The following is a 15,217-nucleotide window of genomic DNA, read 5'->3' as shown; positions in this document are numbered from 1 at the left end:
GAAATTGTCCCTTCATACGCTTTTCAGGACCGGCCAACGCCCGGTTCCCGATCAAATCCAAGCGTATATTAAGGAACCAAGACGCACCTTTCTTTGATTTTGATCAACTCCAATCATACCGATTTTCAATAGCCCATAGGGGATCAAACAACAAGAAGGGGTCGGAAACCCGACCCCTTCTTGATCCGTAAAAGTCCAGTGTCTGATTTGGTGTCTAATCTAATCGCCCGTGGCGATCCGGTCGACCAACTGTTTGACCGTCGGGACAAAGCCGTTGGCATAGAACGGATCTTCACCAAATTTATAGGCATTATGACCAGCAAACATCAGCTCGTTTTCAACCATCGCGCCATGCGCAATGTTCTGAAGCGTTTTCTGAATGCAGAACGAACGCGGATCGGCACGTTTGCCGGTAGTACCGCTATGCTGTTCCCAGTTCGAGAACTGGCACTGTGACAGGCACCCCATGCAATCAATCTGGTCTTTCTTGATCGTAAGTGCACTGTCAGGCGTTACAAACACCATGGTTTCATCGGGTGTCGGCATGCCTTCGGTATAACCGGCATCAAGCCATGCCCGAACCTTGTCGGCGTCATCTTCGCGGACATAAATCGGACGACCACGACGGCCCAGCGGAATACCGACATGCAGGTCGGCTTCTGCAGTACGCGAATAACGGACCTGACGATCAGAACGCTGATGCAGATCTTCAAGGAAGTCGTTGCGAACAGCCGAGCTGTAAAAACCGGTCGGGCTGAATTTATGCAGCGAGACGTCGCCGTCCTGCAGCGTCAGCAAACGGTTTTTCCATTCTTCGGAAATCTCGCTTTCCTTGGTCAGAAGCGGACGGGTTCCAAACTGGAACGCCACCGGGGCAACTTCCGGATTATCAAGCCAGTCTTCGTAGTCACGCAGGAACCAGACGCCACCCGCCATAATGATCGGAACTTCATTCAGGCCAACCGAATTCATGTATTCGCGAAGGGCTGCAACACGCGGGAACGGATCTTCGGGCACCAGCGGGTCTTCGGAATTCGAAAGACCGTTGTGACCGCCAGCGCGCCACGGATCTTCATAGACCACACCACCAAGCCATTCTGGGGTGTTTTTGTACGAACGCAGCCACAAGGCACGGAACGCACGCGCAGAAGATACGATCGGGTAATAATGCACGCCATACTGGGCTGCGATCTGCGATACCTTGTAAGGCATGCCCGCGCCACAGGTCACCCCATGGACAAGCCCCTTGGTGCCCTCAAGCACGCCGCGCAGAATTTCTTCCGCACCGCCCATTTCCCACAGAACGTTCATATGCAGGCGACCTTCACCGCCGCGCATTTCATGTGCGATCTGTGCCTGGGCGATACCGCCGCGGATGCCATAGGCGATCAGTTCCTGATGGCGCTCACCGCGGGTTTTTCCGGCATATTCGACCGGAACCAGATTGCCATTTTCGTCATAAGAATCGGCATTGACGGCGGAAAACGTCCCGATGCCACCAGCAGCTGCCCACGCGCCGGAACTTTTACCCGTCGAAACAGCGATACCTTTACCACCTTCAATCAGTGGCAAGACCTCTTTTCCCGACATGACGAGCGGTTTAAGGGCTTTCAAATTCGTCTCTCCCATTCGGCTTTTCATCGCCAGCGATGCCCCGGCATCGCATTTGGAAAACCGGACGGCGTGTTGTTGTTATCGCCGTCCGGTCTATCAGATCGGATTATTCAGCGTCGCCGGCTTCGAGATCGGCACCGGTTTCCTGGTCAACGCGTTTCATCGACAATTTGATCTTGCCGCGATCATCAAATCCAATGACCTTGACCTTGACCGCATCGCCTTCCTTGACGATATCCGAAACCTGTTTGACGCGTTCCTGCGCCAGTTCGGAGATATGGACCAGACCGTCGCGCGCGCCAAAGAAATTGACGAATGCGCCAAAGTCGACAGCCTTAACAACCTTACCATCATAGATATGGTTCAATTCAGGTTCCGCAACGATTGATTTGATCCAATCGACAGCCTGTTTGCCTTTTGCACCGTCGGTATGTGCAACAGTGATCGAGCCATCGTCTTCGATATCGACCTTCGCACCGGTTTCTTCGCAGATTTCACGAATGACCTTGCCGCCCGACCCGATAACGTCACGGATTTTGTCACGCGGGATCGAGAACTGGGTGATGGTCGGTGCATTGCCCGAAACTTCACCACGTGCTTCCGGAAGCGCCTTGGACATTTCGCCAAGGATGTGCAGACGGCCGTCACGGGCCTGGCCCAGCGCGATCTGCATGATATCCGGGGTCACCGAGGTGATCTTGATATCCATCTGAAGCGAGGTGATACCGTTTTCGGTACCGGCAACCTTGAAGTCCATATCGCCAAGGTGATCTTCATCACCCATGATGTCGGACAGAACGGCAAAATCATCGCCTTCCTTGATCAGACCCATGGCAATACCGGCAACCGGACGTGCCAGCGGAACACCGGCATCCATCATTGCAAGCGAGGTTGCGCAAACAGTCGCCATCGAGGACGAACCGTTCGATTCGGTGACTTCGGAAACGATACGGATGGTGTAAGGGAACGCATCCTTGCCCGGCATTAGCGGGTGCAGGGCACGCCATGCCAGTTTACCGTGACCGATTTCACGACGGCCCGGCGAACCCATACGGCCAGCTTCACCAACCGAGTAGGGCGGGAAGTTGTAGTGCAGCATGAAGTTTTCACGGTATTCACCGTCCAGCGCGTCAACGATCTGTTCATCCTGACCGGTGCCAAGGGTGGCAACGGCAAGTGCCTGGGTTTCACCACGGGTAAAGATCGCGGAACCGTGCGCGCGCGGCAGAACTGAAACTTCGCCAAGGATCGGGCGAACGTCGGCACCGGTACGGCCATCGATACGTTTGCCGGTCTTCAGGATCGCACCGCGGACGATGTCTTTTTCCAGATCCTTGATGATCGACGAAACCTTGCCTTTCAGGGCATCGGCGACTTCTTCTTCAGCCAGTTTCTCGGCAATGGCAGCTTTGGCGTCGGAAACAGCAGCCGAACGCTCCTGCTTGACGACATGGCTGTATGCTTTGGTCAGGCCATCGGTGCCAAGGGCAGCAACTTTTTCGACCAGTGCATCATAGCCTTCCGGCAGTTCTGCGATGTCGCGCGGTTCTTTCGCGGCGTCTTCGGCCAGCGAAATGATCAGATCAAGAACCGACTGGAACTGCTCGTGACCGAATTTAACGGCGCCAAGCATGATTTCTTCCGAAAGCTCGCTGGCTTCGGACTCAACCATCATCACACCGTCACGGGTACCGGCAACAACCAGATCAAGGTCGCTTTCCTTAACCGACTCGGTTGCCGGGTTCAGGATATATTCGCCATCTTTGTAACCGACGCGCGCAGCACCGATCGGGCCGAGGAACGGCAGACCGGAAATGGTCAGCGCCGCAGACGCACCGATCATCGCAACTACGTCCGGATCATTTTCCATGTCATGGGACAGAACGGTACAAACGATCTGGGTTTCGTTGCGATACAGCGGGTGGAACAGCGGACGGATCGGACGGTCGATCAGACGCGAAACCAGGGTTTCCTTTTCCGAAGGACGGCCTTCACGCTTGAAGAAACCACCCGGGATCTTACCGGCAGCGAATGCCTTTTCCTGGTAGTTCACGGTCAGCGGGAAAAAGTCGATATCCGGGCGCGGCGATTTCGCGCCAACAGCGGTACAAAGCACAACGGTCTCGCCATAGGTAACCATGACGGCACCATCGGCCTGGCGCGCGACCTTGCCGGTTTCGAGAACCAGCTTGGCATTGCCCCACTGCATTTCCTTGCGGACGACATTAAACATTATTTTCTCTTCCTCTTACAAACCTTCAGCGGACCCGGATAGTCATACACGAGTTCCGAACACATTAATTATGAGGCTTTCATAAAAGCTGCATAATTAATGGGTCCGGACCAAGCAAAGAGGTCGGCCCATCCGACCCTGCTTCCCCGTGTTTCCCGATCCGCTCGGGACATTAAAAAAACGACGGCGGAGGGGATCAACCACCTCCGCCGCAGTTCGATATCAGCGGCGAATACCGAGGCGTTCGATAACGGTCTCGTAACGCGACTGGTCTTTGCGCTGCAGGTACTTCAGCAGACGACGGCGCTGGCCAACCATCATGAGAAGACCACGACGGCTGTGGAAGTCGTGGTTATGTTCTTTCATGTGTTCGGTCAGGTTCTTGATCCGCTCGGTCAGGATTGCAACCTGGACTTCGGGGGAACCGGTGTCACCGTCTTTCTGAGCGTATTCTTTGATCAGCTCAGCTTTGCGTTCAGCAGTAATCGACATCAGGCATCCTTTCGCCTTTAGAGATTAAAAACACGTACAGGCCGGATTTCGCCACCACTTATCTCCGCCAACGCAACCGCGCGGTCATGGAGCATGGCGCAGACGATATCGTCCTGCACGACGGGAATTTCGAGGGCACTGCGTTTTGCCACCGGCAACAACCCGACAGGTTGCCCACTCGATAGCCGCTGCGCCTCGACTTCGGTCAGGGCCAGCGCCGGGATGTCGTCCAGCGCGGTCTCGACCGGAAGCAATTTCTCCAACACCGCATCCGGATCCATTTCAAGCAACTCCGCAAGCGGAATGGAACTCGTTTCAGGAAACGGCCCCGCCGACGTGCGGCGAAGGGCGGATATATGGCCGACAGAACCAAGGCGCAGCGCAATATCGCGCGCCAAAGACCGCATATATGCCCCTTTGCCCGAAACAACTTCGAGAACGGCATGATCGCGATCCGGCATATCGACCAGTCGAAGATCCTTGATCAGAATCGGACGCGGTTTAAGCACCACGTCTTCATCGCGACGGGCAAGATCATAGGCACGCTTGCCATTAACCTTGATCGCCGAAAACTTTGGCGGCACCTGCTGGATTTCACCAATAAACTCACCCAGCACGGCCTTTATTTCGTCTGCATCCGGACGATGATCCGAGGTGGCCGTAACTTCGCCCTCGGCATCGTCGGTACTGCGTGCTTCGCCGAATTTCAGCGTCACACGATAACTTTTGCTGCCATCCATGACATAGGCAACCGTTTTTGTCGCCTCGCCAAATGCAATAGGCAGGACACCACTCGCCAATGGGTCAAGTGTCCCGCCGTGACCGGCCTTTGCCGCATCAAGCAGACGACGCACCTGATTGACCACCGTCGAAGAGGTGATTTCCAGGGGCTTGTCGACTGCCAGCCAGCCATTGATGCTTCTACCGCGACGCCGACGCGCCATCAGTCGTCCTCATTCTCATGGTCGTCCGACCGGTCCGCCGCAAGATCCTGTGCGACATGCGGGTCACGCAGGAGGGCACCGATATGGTCGGCGACATCGAAACTTTTGTCTTCCACAAAACGCAATGCCGGTACGTATTTCATATGAACCGTACGCGCCACATGGGTACGCAAATGGCCCTTCTGCCGCGTTAGCGCCTTAAGCGAGGTTTCCGCCTCGCCCCCGCCAAGCGGCGTAAAGGATACCATCGCATTGCGCATATCCGGGCTCAAACTGACACCGGTAATGGTTACCGGGCGCCGGGTCAGGTCCGGGTCATAAATATCTCCGCGCTCAAGTGCCTGCGACAGGGCTTGGCGGATTTCCTCCGCCACGCGCAACTGTCGCTGACTTGGTGCTTTGGCCGGTTGCTTCGCCATATCGTCAATCCACCGTCTTAAAGTTCGACAGCGATTTCCTCCTGCTCGAAGCACTCGATCATATCGCCGACCTGCAGGTCATTATACTTGGCGAATGACATGCCACATTCATAGCCCTCGCGGACTTCTTTTACTTCATCCTTGAAGCGACGCAGTGTCGACAGCTCGCCCGAATGGATCACCACGTTGTCGCGAAGCAGGCGAACACCCGCACCACGCTTGACGGTACCCTCGGTAACCATACAACCGGCAATCTTGTTGCCCGAGATGGTAAAGATGTCGCGGATTTCTGCGTACCCCAGGAACTTCTCGCGAACTTCCGGCGACAGCATGCCCGACAGCATCTTTTTGATGTCGTCTGCAACATCATAGATGATCGAATAATAACGAATGTCGACATTGTCGCGACGGGACTGTTCACGGGCCTGCTGGTTGGCACGCACGTTAAAGCCGATGATCAGCGCATTTGACGCACGCGCCAGCGTGACATCGGACTCGTTGATCCCGCCAACGCCACTATGCAGGACGCGTACACTGACTTCCTCGTTACCCAGCTTCTGCAGGGTACCAATAAGCGCTTCGACAGAACCCTGCACGTCACCTTTAATAAGGATCGGCAGTTCCTTGACGTCGCCCGAGCTCGAGAACATGTTCTCAAGTGCCGATTTCTTCATCGCAGCAGCCTGCGTTTCGCGGATGCGACGCTGACGATAGTCGGAAATCTCACGCGCTTTGGCTTCGTTTTCGACAACGACGAAGTCATCACCGGCAGACGGCACACCGTTCAGACCGGTTACTTCGACCGGCATGCCCGGAATAGCTTCTTCGATGCGAACGCCATGATCGTTGACCAACGCACGAACGCGGCCCCACTCGGCACCCGTAACAAAGATATCACCGTTTTTAAGCGTACCGCGCTGAACCAGAACCGTGGCAACCGGGCCGCGACCTTTTTCCATGCGGGCTTCAACGACAACACCGTCAGCAACACGTGCCGGGTTGGCTTTAAGGTCAAGAACCTCGGCCTGAAGCAGAATGGCTTCTTCCAGCTCGGTCAGGCCAAGGCCCTGTTTGGCGGAAACTTCAAGACACTGAACTTCACCGCCCATTTCCTCGACGACGACTTCGTGCTGAAGCAGTTCGGTTTTAACCTTCGACGGGTTTGCACCCGGTTTGTCGATCTTGTTGATCGCGATGATCATCGGCACACCGGCTGCTTTCGCATGGCTGATGGCTTCGATCGTCTGCGGCATGACCGAGTCGTCAGCAGCAACAACCAGAACGACGATGTCGGTAACCTTGGCACCGCGCGAACGCATTTCCGTGAAGGCAGCGTGGCCCGGGGTATCGATGAAGGTAATCTTCGATCCGGTTTCCATCGTCACCTGATAGGCACCGATATGCTGGGTGATGCCGCCAGCTTCGCCACTGACAACGTCAGTTTTGCGCAGGGCATCAAGCAACGAGGTTTTACCATGGTCAACGTGCCCCATGACGGTCACAACCGGCGGACGACCGATCAGCTGATCTTCGTTGTCAACGGCACTGACCAGCGCTTCTTCAACATCGGCATCCGAAACGCGTTTCATCTTGTGGCCGAATTCCTCGACAACCAGCTGTGCGGTATCGGGATCAAGGCTTTGGTTGATGGTTGCCATAACGCCAAGGCCCATCAGGCACTTGATGACGTCGGCAGCACGTTCAGCCATACGGTTGGCAAGTTCCTGAACGGTAATAACGTCCGGAACGATAACATCACGCACGATTTTCTCTTTCGGCTTCTGCTGACCCTGCATACGGGCCTTTGCTTTTGCCTGCTGACGCTTGATCGAGGCCATCGAACGACGACGGCCACCTTCGTCACCGGTCATCGCATTATTGATCGAAAGCTTGCCACGACGGCGACCTTCGTCACCCTTCGTACGCGCGGCACGGCCAAGAGCTTCTTCTTCGGCGCGTTTGCGTGCGGCTGCGGTACGGGCTTCTTCCTCGTCCAGTTCCTTGCGGCTTTTCGGCTTGACGGTGGACGGATCGGCACGACGGCGTTCTTCCGGAACCAGCGGTTCTGCCGGTTCGCCAGGAATGATTTCTTCCTGTTTCTTGGCAACAGCAGCAGGCTTCGGTTTGGATTTGCCTTTGGTCGTCGATGCTTCAAGGGCTTTCTCGACTTCTTCTACAGAAACCGGGGCATCCTTTTCCAGCACAGGGGTTTCTGCCGCAGCAGCTTTTGCTGCTTCGGCCTCTTCCTGTTTACGACGTTCGGCTTCTTCTGCCTTGCGCTTGCTTTCCTCAGCGGCACGTACGGCAGCTTCGGCTTCTTCCTGCTTGCGGCGCTCTTCGGCTGCTTTCAGGGCAGCCATGCGTGCTGCACGCTCGCTATCGGTAAGATTGCCGTGATCTTCAACCGGTTCGGGTTTGGCAACCGGTTCGGGTTTTGCCGCGGGCGCCGGCGCGGCAGGTTGCTGCTGCTGTTCAGCAACCGCATCCTTCTTCACTTCACGGAAGCGGCCGGATTCGTTCTTTTCGAAAGTCCGCTTCTTACGCACTTCGACAGTCACAGATTTGGACCGTCCATGCGAGAAGCTTTGCCGCACCTGCCCAGCCTCGACCGTCTTGCTCAGTTCAAGTTTCGATCTGTTGAGGCTCAGCGGTTTCTTCTCCTGATCGCGATCACTCATAATCCGTCCAACTTCCTCATTTCCTGCGGGACCGGCATCCTTTGCCTGTCCTGTCCTGTCCGTTCTGCGCAAGCCTGCCTTCAGACCGCGCGAAATCCTTCTAGCCGCCTAAGCGAGCGACTTAACTGTTTTGCCAGTCCACCTGGCGCAACAGCCACATGTACTGCTTTTTCGCGGCCAAAGGCCGCGCCAATCTCGGCAGCATCCAGAACGGTATAAATCGGCAGATCCCGGGCTTTCGCCTCGATCTTGGATTTTCCGTCCGCAGCACCATCTCGGGCTGCCAATATCATTGCCGCGCCCTCGTCAATCTGGGCCCGGACTTTTTCATAACCGGCAACCGCCTGACCGGCTCTGCGCGCAAGCGACAGCAGATCGAGGCTTTTCTGAAGCAAAAGCTTCTCGATCCGGTCTGCCAGCGCAGGATCAATCACGACTTTTTGCCGCGCCGCCTTGGCAAAGGCATTTTTTGCACAGGCGGTATTTATCACATCCCGCGACGGGCACAACCATAATCCCCGTCCAGGCAACCGTTCCTCAAGGTCGGGAACAACCGAATCATCCGGTCCGATCACAACCCTGAGAAGGTCTTCCTTAGGCCGGACTTCGCCGGTGACGATACACCGGCGTTCCGGAACCTCGGCTACCTTGCCGCCTTTACGGTGCGACATGGCGTCCTCCGATCAGCCCTCAGGCGTCTTCGCCTTCTTCGGCATCTTCGGAAACTTCTTCTTCAAGTCCTTCGAACCAGCCAAGCTGACGACGCGCGTCCATGATCAGGTCATTGGCCTGATCCATGGTCATGTTGTCCGCATCACCGACATATTCGATCAGCTCGTCGCTTGCGAGATCCGCGAAGTCCTCAAGGGTTTTGACATCGTTCTCGCCCAGGCGAACAACAACGGCCAGCGACAGTCCGCCAAATTCGACGAGGTCATCGGCAACCTTAAGCTCTTCACGACGCTTCTGAAGACGTTCGGCTTCTTCGGCAAGGAAGTTACGAGCGCGCGTGCGCAGCTCTTCGGCGATTTCTTCTTCGAAACCTTCGATCTCTGCCAGTTCGGCCAACGGCACGTAACCGACTTCCTCGATCGAGGTAAAGCCTTCGGCGACCAGAAGATGGGCAATGACTTCATCAACATCAAGTGCCTTGATGAACATATCAGCCCGCTTACGGGCTTCTTCCTGGCGACGTTCGCTTTCGTCTTCCTCGGTCAGGATATCGATATCCCATCCGGTCAGCTGGGACGCCAGACGCACATTCTGACCACGACGGCCAATGGCCAGGCTCAGCTGATCGTCGGGAACGACAACCTCGATACGATTGGTTTCTTCATCAAGAACAACCTTGGTGACCTCGGCCGGAGCCAATGCGTTCACAACGAAGGTTGCCGGGTCTTCCGACCACTGGATGATGTCGATTTTTTCGCCCTGAAGTTCGCCAACAACAGCCTGCACGCGCGAACCACGCATACCGACACATGCCCCGACCGGGTCGATCGAGTTATCCGACGACTGAACGGAAATCTTGGCGCGCGACCCCGGATCACGGGCAACCGATTTGATTTCGATAATACCGTCGTAGATTTCCGGAACTTCCTGGGCAAACAGTTTTGCCATGAAAGTCGGATGGGTACGCGACAGGAAGATCTGCGGCCCACGCTGTTCGCGACGCACATCAAGGATCAGCGCACGAACGCGATCACCCTGACGGACAGTTTCACGCGGGATCAGTTCTTCGCGGCGCAGAATGGCTTCTGCACGGCCCATGTCGACCAGAACATTACCAAACTCGACTCGTTTGACGACGCCGTTGATCACTTCACCGGCACGGTCTTTATATTCTTCGAACTGACGTTCACGTTCCGCATCACGGACCTTCTGCACGATAACCTGTTTTGCGGTCTGCGCAGCAATACGTCCGAAATCGATCGGCGGCAGCGGATCAATCAGGAATTCACCAAGCTGGATATTTTCGTTGCGAATACGCGCCTGTTCCAGCGACATCTGGGTGAAGTCGTTTTCGATATCATCCGTGACCTCGATGAAACGGGCCAGCTTGATTTCACCGGTTTTACGGTCGATATGGGCACGGATGTCATGCTCGTGGCCATATCTGGAACGGCCGGCCTTTTGGATGGCCTGTTCCATTGCGCCAAGAACTTCATCACGATCAATGCCCTTTTCACGGGCAACGGCATCTGCAACCTGCAAAAGTTCCGGCCGCGGCATTCCCGAAGTTGCTTCCATATCCAACCTCTATTCTGCGTTTTCGTCAGACCGGCCCTTGCCGGTGACATGCGCGATCAATTCATCCGTCAGCACCAATTTCGACTTTGCGATATCAGCCAACGGCAACAATTCACGTTCGCCATCGACAATCAGGGCGACCGCATCATCCTCAACTCCATCCAGCTTTCCGCTGAAACGGCGACGGCCATTCTGGGCCATCACCAGCTCGACCTTTGCCTCGAACCCGCGCCAGACATCAAAGTCCTTGGCACGGGTCAGCGGGCGGTCAATACCCGGTGAACTGACTTCAAGGTGATAAGCCCCGGAAATCGGGTCCTCGACATCCATCAGGGCAGAGACGGTACGGCTGATTTCGGCGCAATCTTCAACATTGATGCTGCCGTTGCCATCCGCACGATCTGTCATGATCTGCAAGACATTACTGTCCTTGCCCATCATGGACACACGTACCAGTTCGAAACCCAGCGCATTGATCGACGGCTCGATAATCTCCGTGATCCGCATCATCAGCGGGTCTTTCAACTGTTGTCCGATCAGCTCAGCCATATAGCGATGCCATACCCCAAAAAGCACAAAAGAGCGGGCGAAGGGCCCACTCTTTGTCAGAATTTACAAAAAGCTTGGCGGCTTTATACAGCCGACTTTGCCAGAAATCAAGTCACGATCCTGTCTCTGCAAGCCTTTCAACCAAGGGATTTGCGCCTATGCGGCAAGCTTGCGATCTTCGATCAAAAGGGTTCGGAAAAAGTCAAAGGCAGCAATAGCACCATCAATCACTTCCTGTTCTTGTTTAGCGCTTAAAGCCAAGCCATTGACCTGATCAACAAATTCGCGCCAATGCTTGCCGCGACCGTCTTCGTGCCCAGCCAGGTGACGGGCACCAAACTCGGCATTCAGCCCGATATTTCCGGCTGCTTTCAGCAAAAATGCCGCCCCAAGCGACGAACCTTCACAAACATATAACCATCCCAGACGACCCATTCCGGTTTGGGGAACAGGAAATGGTTTGGTATTTTCAGGTAGGCTGCATTGCAGGTCTGCAAGATCTGCACAGACATGATCGAACCGACTGCGCATCGAAAGCCCGGGTATCAGGGCGTTCAGGTCACTGGCGTCATAAAGCGTTTTTACAGCGCAGTGAAACACATACTGCATCCCGACAAACCGGGCGTAGTTATCGCGGCTTTCAAACGGTGCCATTTCCATCACCATGTCATCGATGTGCTGATGGTCGCCGGTTGTTGCCTGTTTGAGGTTCTGAAGGCGGGTTTTTATCACACCGTCTGCTGTTATATCCAAAGTCATCCCGATTACCTTTCGTCCCTGTCCGCAAATGCCGCATGAATTCGCAGCCCTTCAAAGCAGAAACGATTCGGGGCGTTCGATATCCGAAACCGGTGAAAAATTATTCTTCGCGGAACGCGCGGGCAAACTGATCGGTAAGTGGTTTGGCAAGATAGCTAAGTGCGGTGCGATCCCCCGTTGCGATAAAGGTTTCAACCGGCATGCCGGGCATCAGACCTTGCCCATCAAGTTTTTCCATCTCGCCACCGGCAATTTTCACCCGGACATTATAGTAGGTTTCGCCTGTCAGTTCATCGCGTGAAAGGTCCGCTGCCACAAAGGACACCGTCCCGGAAAGTTCCGGTGTTGTGCGCTGATTAAAGGCAGTAAAACGCAGCATCGCCTTTTGCCCTGGATGGACCTGATCAATATCGCGCGGGTTGGTTCGGGCTTCGATCACCAGCTCATCCTGATCAGGCACAATCCTCATGATCCGGTCCCCGCCCGCAACCACGCCGCCAATCGTATGTATCGTCATCTGATAGACCGTCCCGTCATAGGGGGCTCGGATGTCGACACGACGCAGTTGATCGCGCAACGCAACCTGCTTTTGCATCAATTCGGCCAATTGTTGATCAATTTCACCCAGTTCCGTCAGGACTTCGGTTTGGCGGTTCCGGTCAAGCTGCAGGATCGACATTTCTGTTTCCGAGATTTGCATGCCGGTCGCGGCAATCTGTGCCGTCAACTCCCCGTGTTTGCCCCCCAGACTGGCGCGTTCACGACGCAATGCCGCAACACGGGTAATCGGTACAAGCTGCTTTTTGTAAAGCATTTCAAGCCCGTCAAGTTCATCGCGAATATGGCGGCTTTCTTCTTCATTGGCAGCTTTCTGGGCCTCAAGCCCGATGATCGTCTCCGAAAGCTGCAACAGTTTTTGCTCAAGCTGGGCCTTTTCACCCTCCAGACTTTTACGCCTTGCTTCGAATAGTTTTGTCTCGGCCGCAACCAGCTCAACGATTGCCAGGTCCTGCATACGGGCCGCGAACAAATCGGGCACGGCAACGATTTTCGCTTCGTTCCGTTCAGCAACCAGACGCATTTTGCGCGCCCGCAAGGCATCGATCTGGCTATCGACAATGCCAAGGCTTGCGCGTGCCATCGTATCGTCCAGCCGGATCAGAAGATCACCGGCCTGCACCCGATCCCCGTCACGCACGCGGATTTCACCAATAATGCCTCCGTCAGGGTGCTGCACATCCTTGACATTGCTTTCGACCACCAGTTTGCCGGTGGCAACCACCGCCCCGGAAAGATTGGCCAACGCCATCCAGCTTCCCAGACCAGCAAACAATGCCAGCATCACGGATACGCCAAACAGGGTATGTCGACGCAAACTATGCATTGCGGGGCTGACGAATGGAGTTTTTGACGACGTGTGCGACTGTTTTCGGCTCATGCGCTTTCTCCGACCTGGCGCATGGTTTTGCGCAGAATGTCGTCACGCGCACCAAAGGCAATCTGGCGTCCATCCTGAATAACCATCGCCAGATTGACCGTTGCCAATGCGCCGGGGCGATGGGCAATCATGACAACAATCGCCCCGCGTTGCCGGGCCAGACGGACCGCTTCGATCAGGGCCTGTTCCCCGACACTGTCGAGACTGGAATTGGGTTCATCAAGGACAATCAGGAACGGATCACCAAACAGGGCACGCGCCAGCCCGATCCGTTGGCGTTGCCCACCCGACAAAATAAGCCCGCCACTTCCGATCAGCGTGTCATATCCCTTGGGCAGAGACAGGACCATGTCATGCACTCCGGCCAATTGCGCGGCCTTAACGATTGCCGCAGAGTCCACATCGCTACGTAGCCTCGCAATATTGCGGGCAACAGTATCGTCAAACAGATCGACGTCCTGCGGCAAATAACCGACATGCGCCCCCAGCCGATCCGGTTCCCAGTGATCAAGCTCCGCCCCATCCAGGCGGATGGTGCCATTCTGGATCGCACCAATCCCGACCAGTGCGCGACCGAATGTCGATTTCCCCGATCCGCTTGGCCCAATAATGCCAAGCCCGTCGCCTGCTTTCAGGAACACGTCGTTGATGCGCAGCAATACGCGCCCCGGTGCGGCCAGCTTTCCTTCCACCCGCTTTGCAGGGGCCCGAACGATCAGATTGGAAACATGCAGGCTTTGTTGCGGGGCAGGCAGTCCGAGGCGTTCAGACGTTTTTTGTGTGTCGGCAAAGCAGCGTTCAAGACGTTGGCGCGATTGACGGGCACCAACAAATCCGCGCCAGTTGCCAATCGCCTGTTCGACCGGGGACAATGCCCGCGCTGTCAGGATTGAGGCGGCAACCATCACACCCGGTGTGACTTCCTGCAGGATCGCCAGATACGCACCAAGTGCCAGAACGCCGGACTGCATCGCAAGGCGAATGACCTTGATATAGGCCGAGAAGGTCGAATTGACGTCACCGACACCGGTATTGTCGCGTAAATACCTGTCATTCAGACGTGCCCAATAGTCCGTGAAACTCGCCAGCATGCCCATCGCACGAATGGCTTCGGCATTTCGACGCCCAGCTTCGACAAGATTTGCACGTGAAACGGCTTGGCAGTTCATCCGTTCAACCTGGCGACGGGTGGCAAGCTCGCTGATCAATGTCAAAATCACCAGAATGATACCGCCAATAAGGGCAAGAAAACCAAGCCAGGGATGAAAAGCAAAAACGATCCCCAGAAACAGCGGCATCCAAGGCATATCGCAAATCGCAATAGGACCCGCACCACCCAGAAACTGTCGGATTTGATCAAGATCGTTGAGCGGCCTTAAGGTTGCATTATCATTTCGCAGCGCCTGATCGAGGGTAGTTGCCAGTGCCATCGGCACAACTTGCTCATCCACCCGCCAGCCAATCCGCACCAGCATCCGCGCCCGAAGCGCATCGACAGTTCCCAGAAACAGATATAGCGCCAGCATCAGAACAACGAGCGCGACCAGCGTCGGCACACTGCGGCTCGCCAGAACCCGATCATAAACCTGCAGCATGAAAAGCGGCCCGGTCAGCATCAGGATATTTGACACGCCGCTTAACGCCGCGACCGACAGGAACGCTCCGCGCACGGATCGAATGGCGGCCGCCAACGGCGAGAATACGGACGATTTGGACAAATGTTGCGGATGGACCTGTTCGAACACGCTGTTTCCATTCCGGAAAAGAAAAAGATAGGATGGGGTGGGCACCGCTGTTCCGCGGTGCCCTGCAATCAAAGACCTTGTGCCCGTTCCGCCGCC

General features: G+C 55.6%; 12 protein-coding genes. All 12 read right to left on the bottom strand.

Annotated elements, in window-relative coordinates; all coding sequences use genetic code 11:
* Positions 1-219: 219 nt before the first annotated feature.
* Positions 220-1,614 carry a nitronate monooxygenase family protein gene (locus TH468_RS07160; protein ID WP_085643041.1) on the bottom strand — a complete coding sequence of 465 codons (1,395 nt, stop codon included), beginning with the start codon at positions 1,612-1,614 and terminating at the stop codon, positions 220-222.
* 106 nt (positions 1,615-1,720) lie between these two features.
* On the bottom strand, positions 1,721-3,847 hold the full coding sequence (pnp, locus tag TH468_RS07155) for a polyribonucleotide nucleotidyltransferase (protein ID WP_085642832.1): 2,127 nt from the start codon (positions 3,845-3,847) through the stop codon (positions 1,721-1,723).
* A gap of 222 nt (positions 3,848-4,069) precedes the next feature.
* Positions 4,070-4,339 carry a 30S ribosomal protein S15 gene (gene rpsO / locus TH468_RS07150; RefSeq protein WP_007088414.1) on the bottom strand — a complete coding sequence of 90 codons (270 nt, stop codon included), beginning with the start codon at positions 4,337-4,339 and terminating at the stop codon, positions 4,070-4,072.
* Between the two features lie 17 nt (positions 4,340-4,356).
* Positions 4,357-5,283 (bottom strand): tRNA pseudouridine(55) synthase TruB, encoded by a 927-nt coding sequence (gene truB / locus TH468_RS07145; protein ID WP_085642831.1) that lies wholly within the window; start codon positions 5,281-5,283, stop codon positions 4,357-4,359.
* Positions 5,283-5,702, bottom strand: coding sequence for a 30S ribosome-binding factor RbfA (gene rbfA / locus TH468_RS07140; RefSeq protein WP_007088416.1), 420 nt, complete (start codon positions 5,700-5,702; stop codon positions 5,283-5,285). The genes truB and rbfA overlap by 1 nt, the downstream gene beginning before the upstream one ends.
* A 17-nt stretch (positions 5,703-5,719) precedes the next feature.
* Positions 5,720-8,380, bottom strand: coding sequence for a translation initiation factor IF-2 (infB, locus tag TH468_RS07135; RefSeq protein ID WP_085642830.1), 2,661 nt, complete (start codon positions 8,378-8,380; stop codon positions 5,720-5,722).
* Positions 8,381-8,460: 80 nt separating this feature from the next.
* Positions 8,461-9,051 carry an RNA-binding protein gene (locus tag TH468_RS07130; protein WP_007088418.1) on the bottom strand — a complete coding sequence of 197 codons (591 nt, stop codon included), beginning with the start codon at positions 9,049-9,051 and terminating at the stop codon, positions 8,461-8,463.
* A gap of 19 nt (positions 9,052-9,070) precedes the next feature.
* Positions 9,071-10,630 (bottom strand): transcription termination factor NusA, encoded by a 1,560-nt coding sequence (nusA, locus tag TH468_RS07125; protein WP_085642829.1) that lies wholly within the window; start codon positions 10,628-10,630, stop codon positions 9,071-9,073.
* 9 nt (positions 10,631-10,639) lie between these two features.
* Positions 10,640-11,179 carry a ribosome maturation factor RimP gene (rimP, locus tag TH468_RS07120; protein WP_085642828.1) on the bottom strand — a complete coding sequence of 180 codons (540 nt, stop codon included), beginning with the start codon at positions 11,177-11,179 and terminating at the stop codon, positions 10,640-10,642.
* Positions 11,180-11,335: 156 nt separating this feature from the next.
* On the bottom strand, positions 11,336-11,938 hold the full coding sequence (locus tag TH468_RS07115) for a biliverdin-producing heme oxygenase (protein ID WP_085642827.1): 603 nt from the start codon (positions 11,936-11,938) through the stop codon (positions 11,336-11,338).
* Positions 11,939-12,038: 100 nt separating this feature from the next.
* Positions 12,039-13,376 carry an HlyD family type I secretion periplasmic adaptor subunit gene (locus tag TH468_RS07110; RefSeq protein WP_085642826.1) on the bottom strand — a complete coding sequence of 446 codons (1,338 nt, stop codon included), beginning with the start codon at positions 13,374-13,376 and terminating at the stop codon, positions 12,039-12,041.
* Positions 13,373-15,121, bottom strand: a complete 1,749-nt coding sequence (locus TH468_RS07105) for a type I secretion system permease/ATPase (protein WP_085643039.1) — start codon at positions 15,119-15,121, stop codon at positions 13,373-13,375. The genes TH468_RS07110 and TH468_RS07105 overlap by 4 nt, the downstream gene beginning before the upstream one ends.
* Positions 15,122-15,217 lie beyond the last annotated feature (96 nt).

It is taken from the genome of Thalassospira sp. MCCC 1A03138 (assembly GCF_002115785.1).
Taxonomy (GTDB): Bacteria; Pseudomonadota; Alphaproteobacteria; order Rhodospirillales; family Thalassospiraceae; genus Thalassospira.
This window is presented reverse-complemented; position numbering and strand designations above follow the sequence as displayed.

Coding starts and splice junctions, on each gene's coding strand:
- pnp (WP_085642832.1), bottom strand. CDS start 3,847: ATGTTTAATGTCGTCCGCAAGGAAATGCAGTGGGGCAATGCCAAGCTG.
- rpsO (WP_007088414.1), bottom strand. CDS start 4,339: ATGTCGATTACTGCTGAACGCAAAGCTGAGCTGATCAAAGAATACGCT.
- truB (WP_085642831.1), bottom strand. CDS start 5,283: ATGGCGCGTCGGCGTCGCGGTAGAAGCATCAATGGCTGGCTGGCAGTC.
- rbfA (WP_007088416.1), bottom strand. CDS start 5,702: ATGGCGAAGCAACCGGCCAAAGCACCAAGTCAGCGACAGTTGCGCGTG.
- infB (WP_085642830.1), bottom strand. CDS start 8,380: ATGAGTGATCGCGATCAGGAGAAGAAACCGCTGAGCCTCAACAGATCG.
- TH468_RS07130 (WP_007088418.1), bottom strand. CDS start 9,051: ATGTCGCACCGTAAAGGCGGCAAGGTAGCCGAGGTTCCGGAACGCCGG.
- nusA (WP_085642829.1), bottom strand. CDS start 10,630: ATGGAAGCAACTTCGGGAATGCCGCGGCCGGAACTTTTGCAGGTTGCA.
- rimP (WP_085642828.1), bottom strand. CDS start 11,179: ATGGCTGAGCTGATCGGACAACAGTTGAAAGACCCGCTGATGATGCGG.
- TH468_RS07115 (WP_085642827.1), bottom strand. CDS start 11,938: ATGACTTTGGATATAACAGCAGACGGTGTGATAAAAACCCGCCTTCAG.
- TH468_RS07110 (WP_085642826.1), bottom strand. CDS start 13,376: ATGAGCCGAAAACAGTCGCACACGTCGTCAAAAACTCCATTCGTCAGC.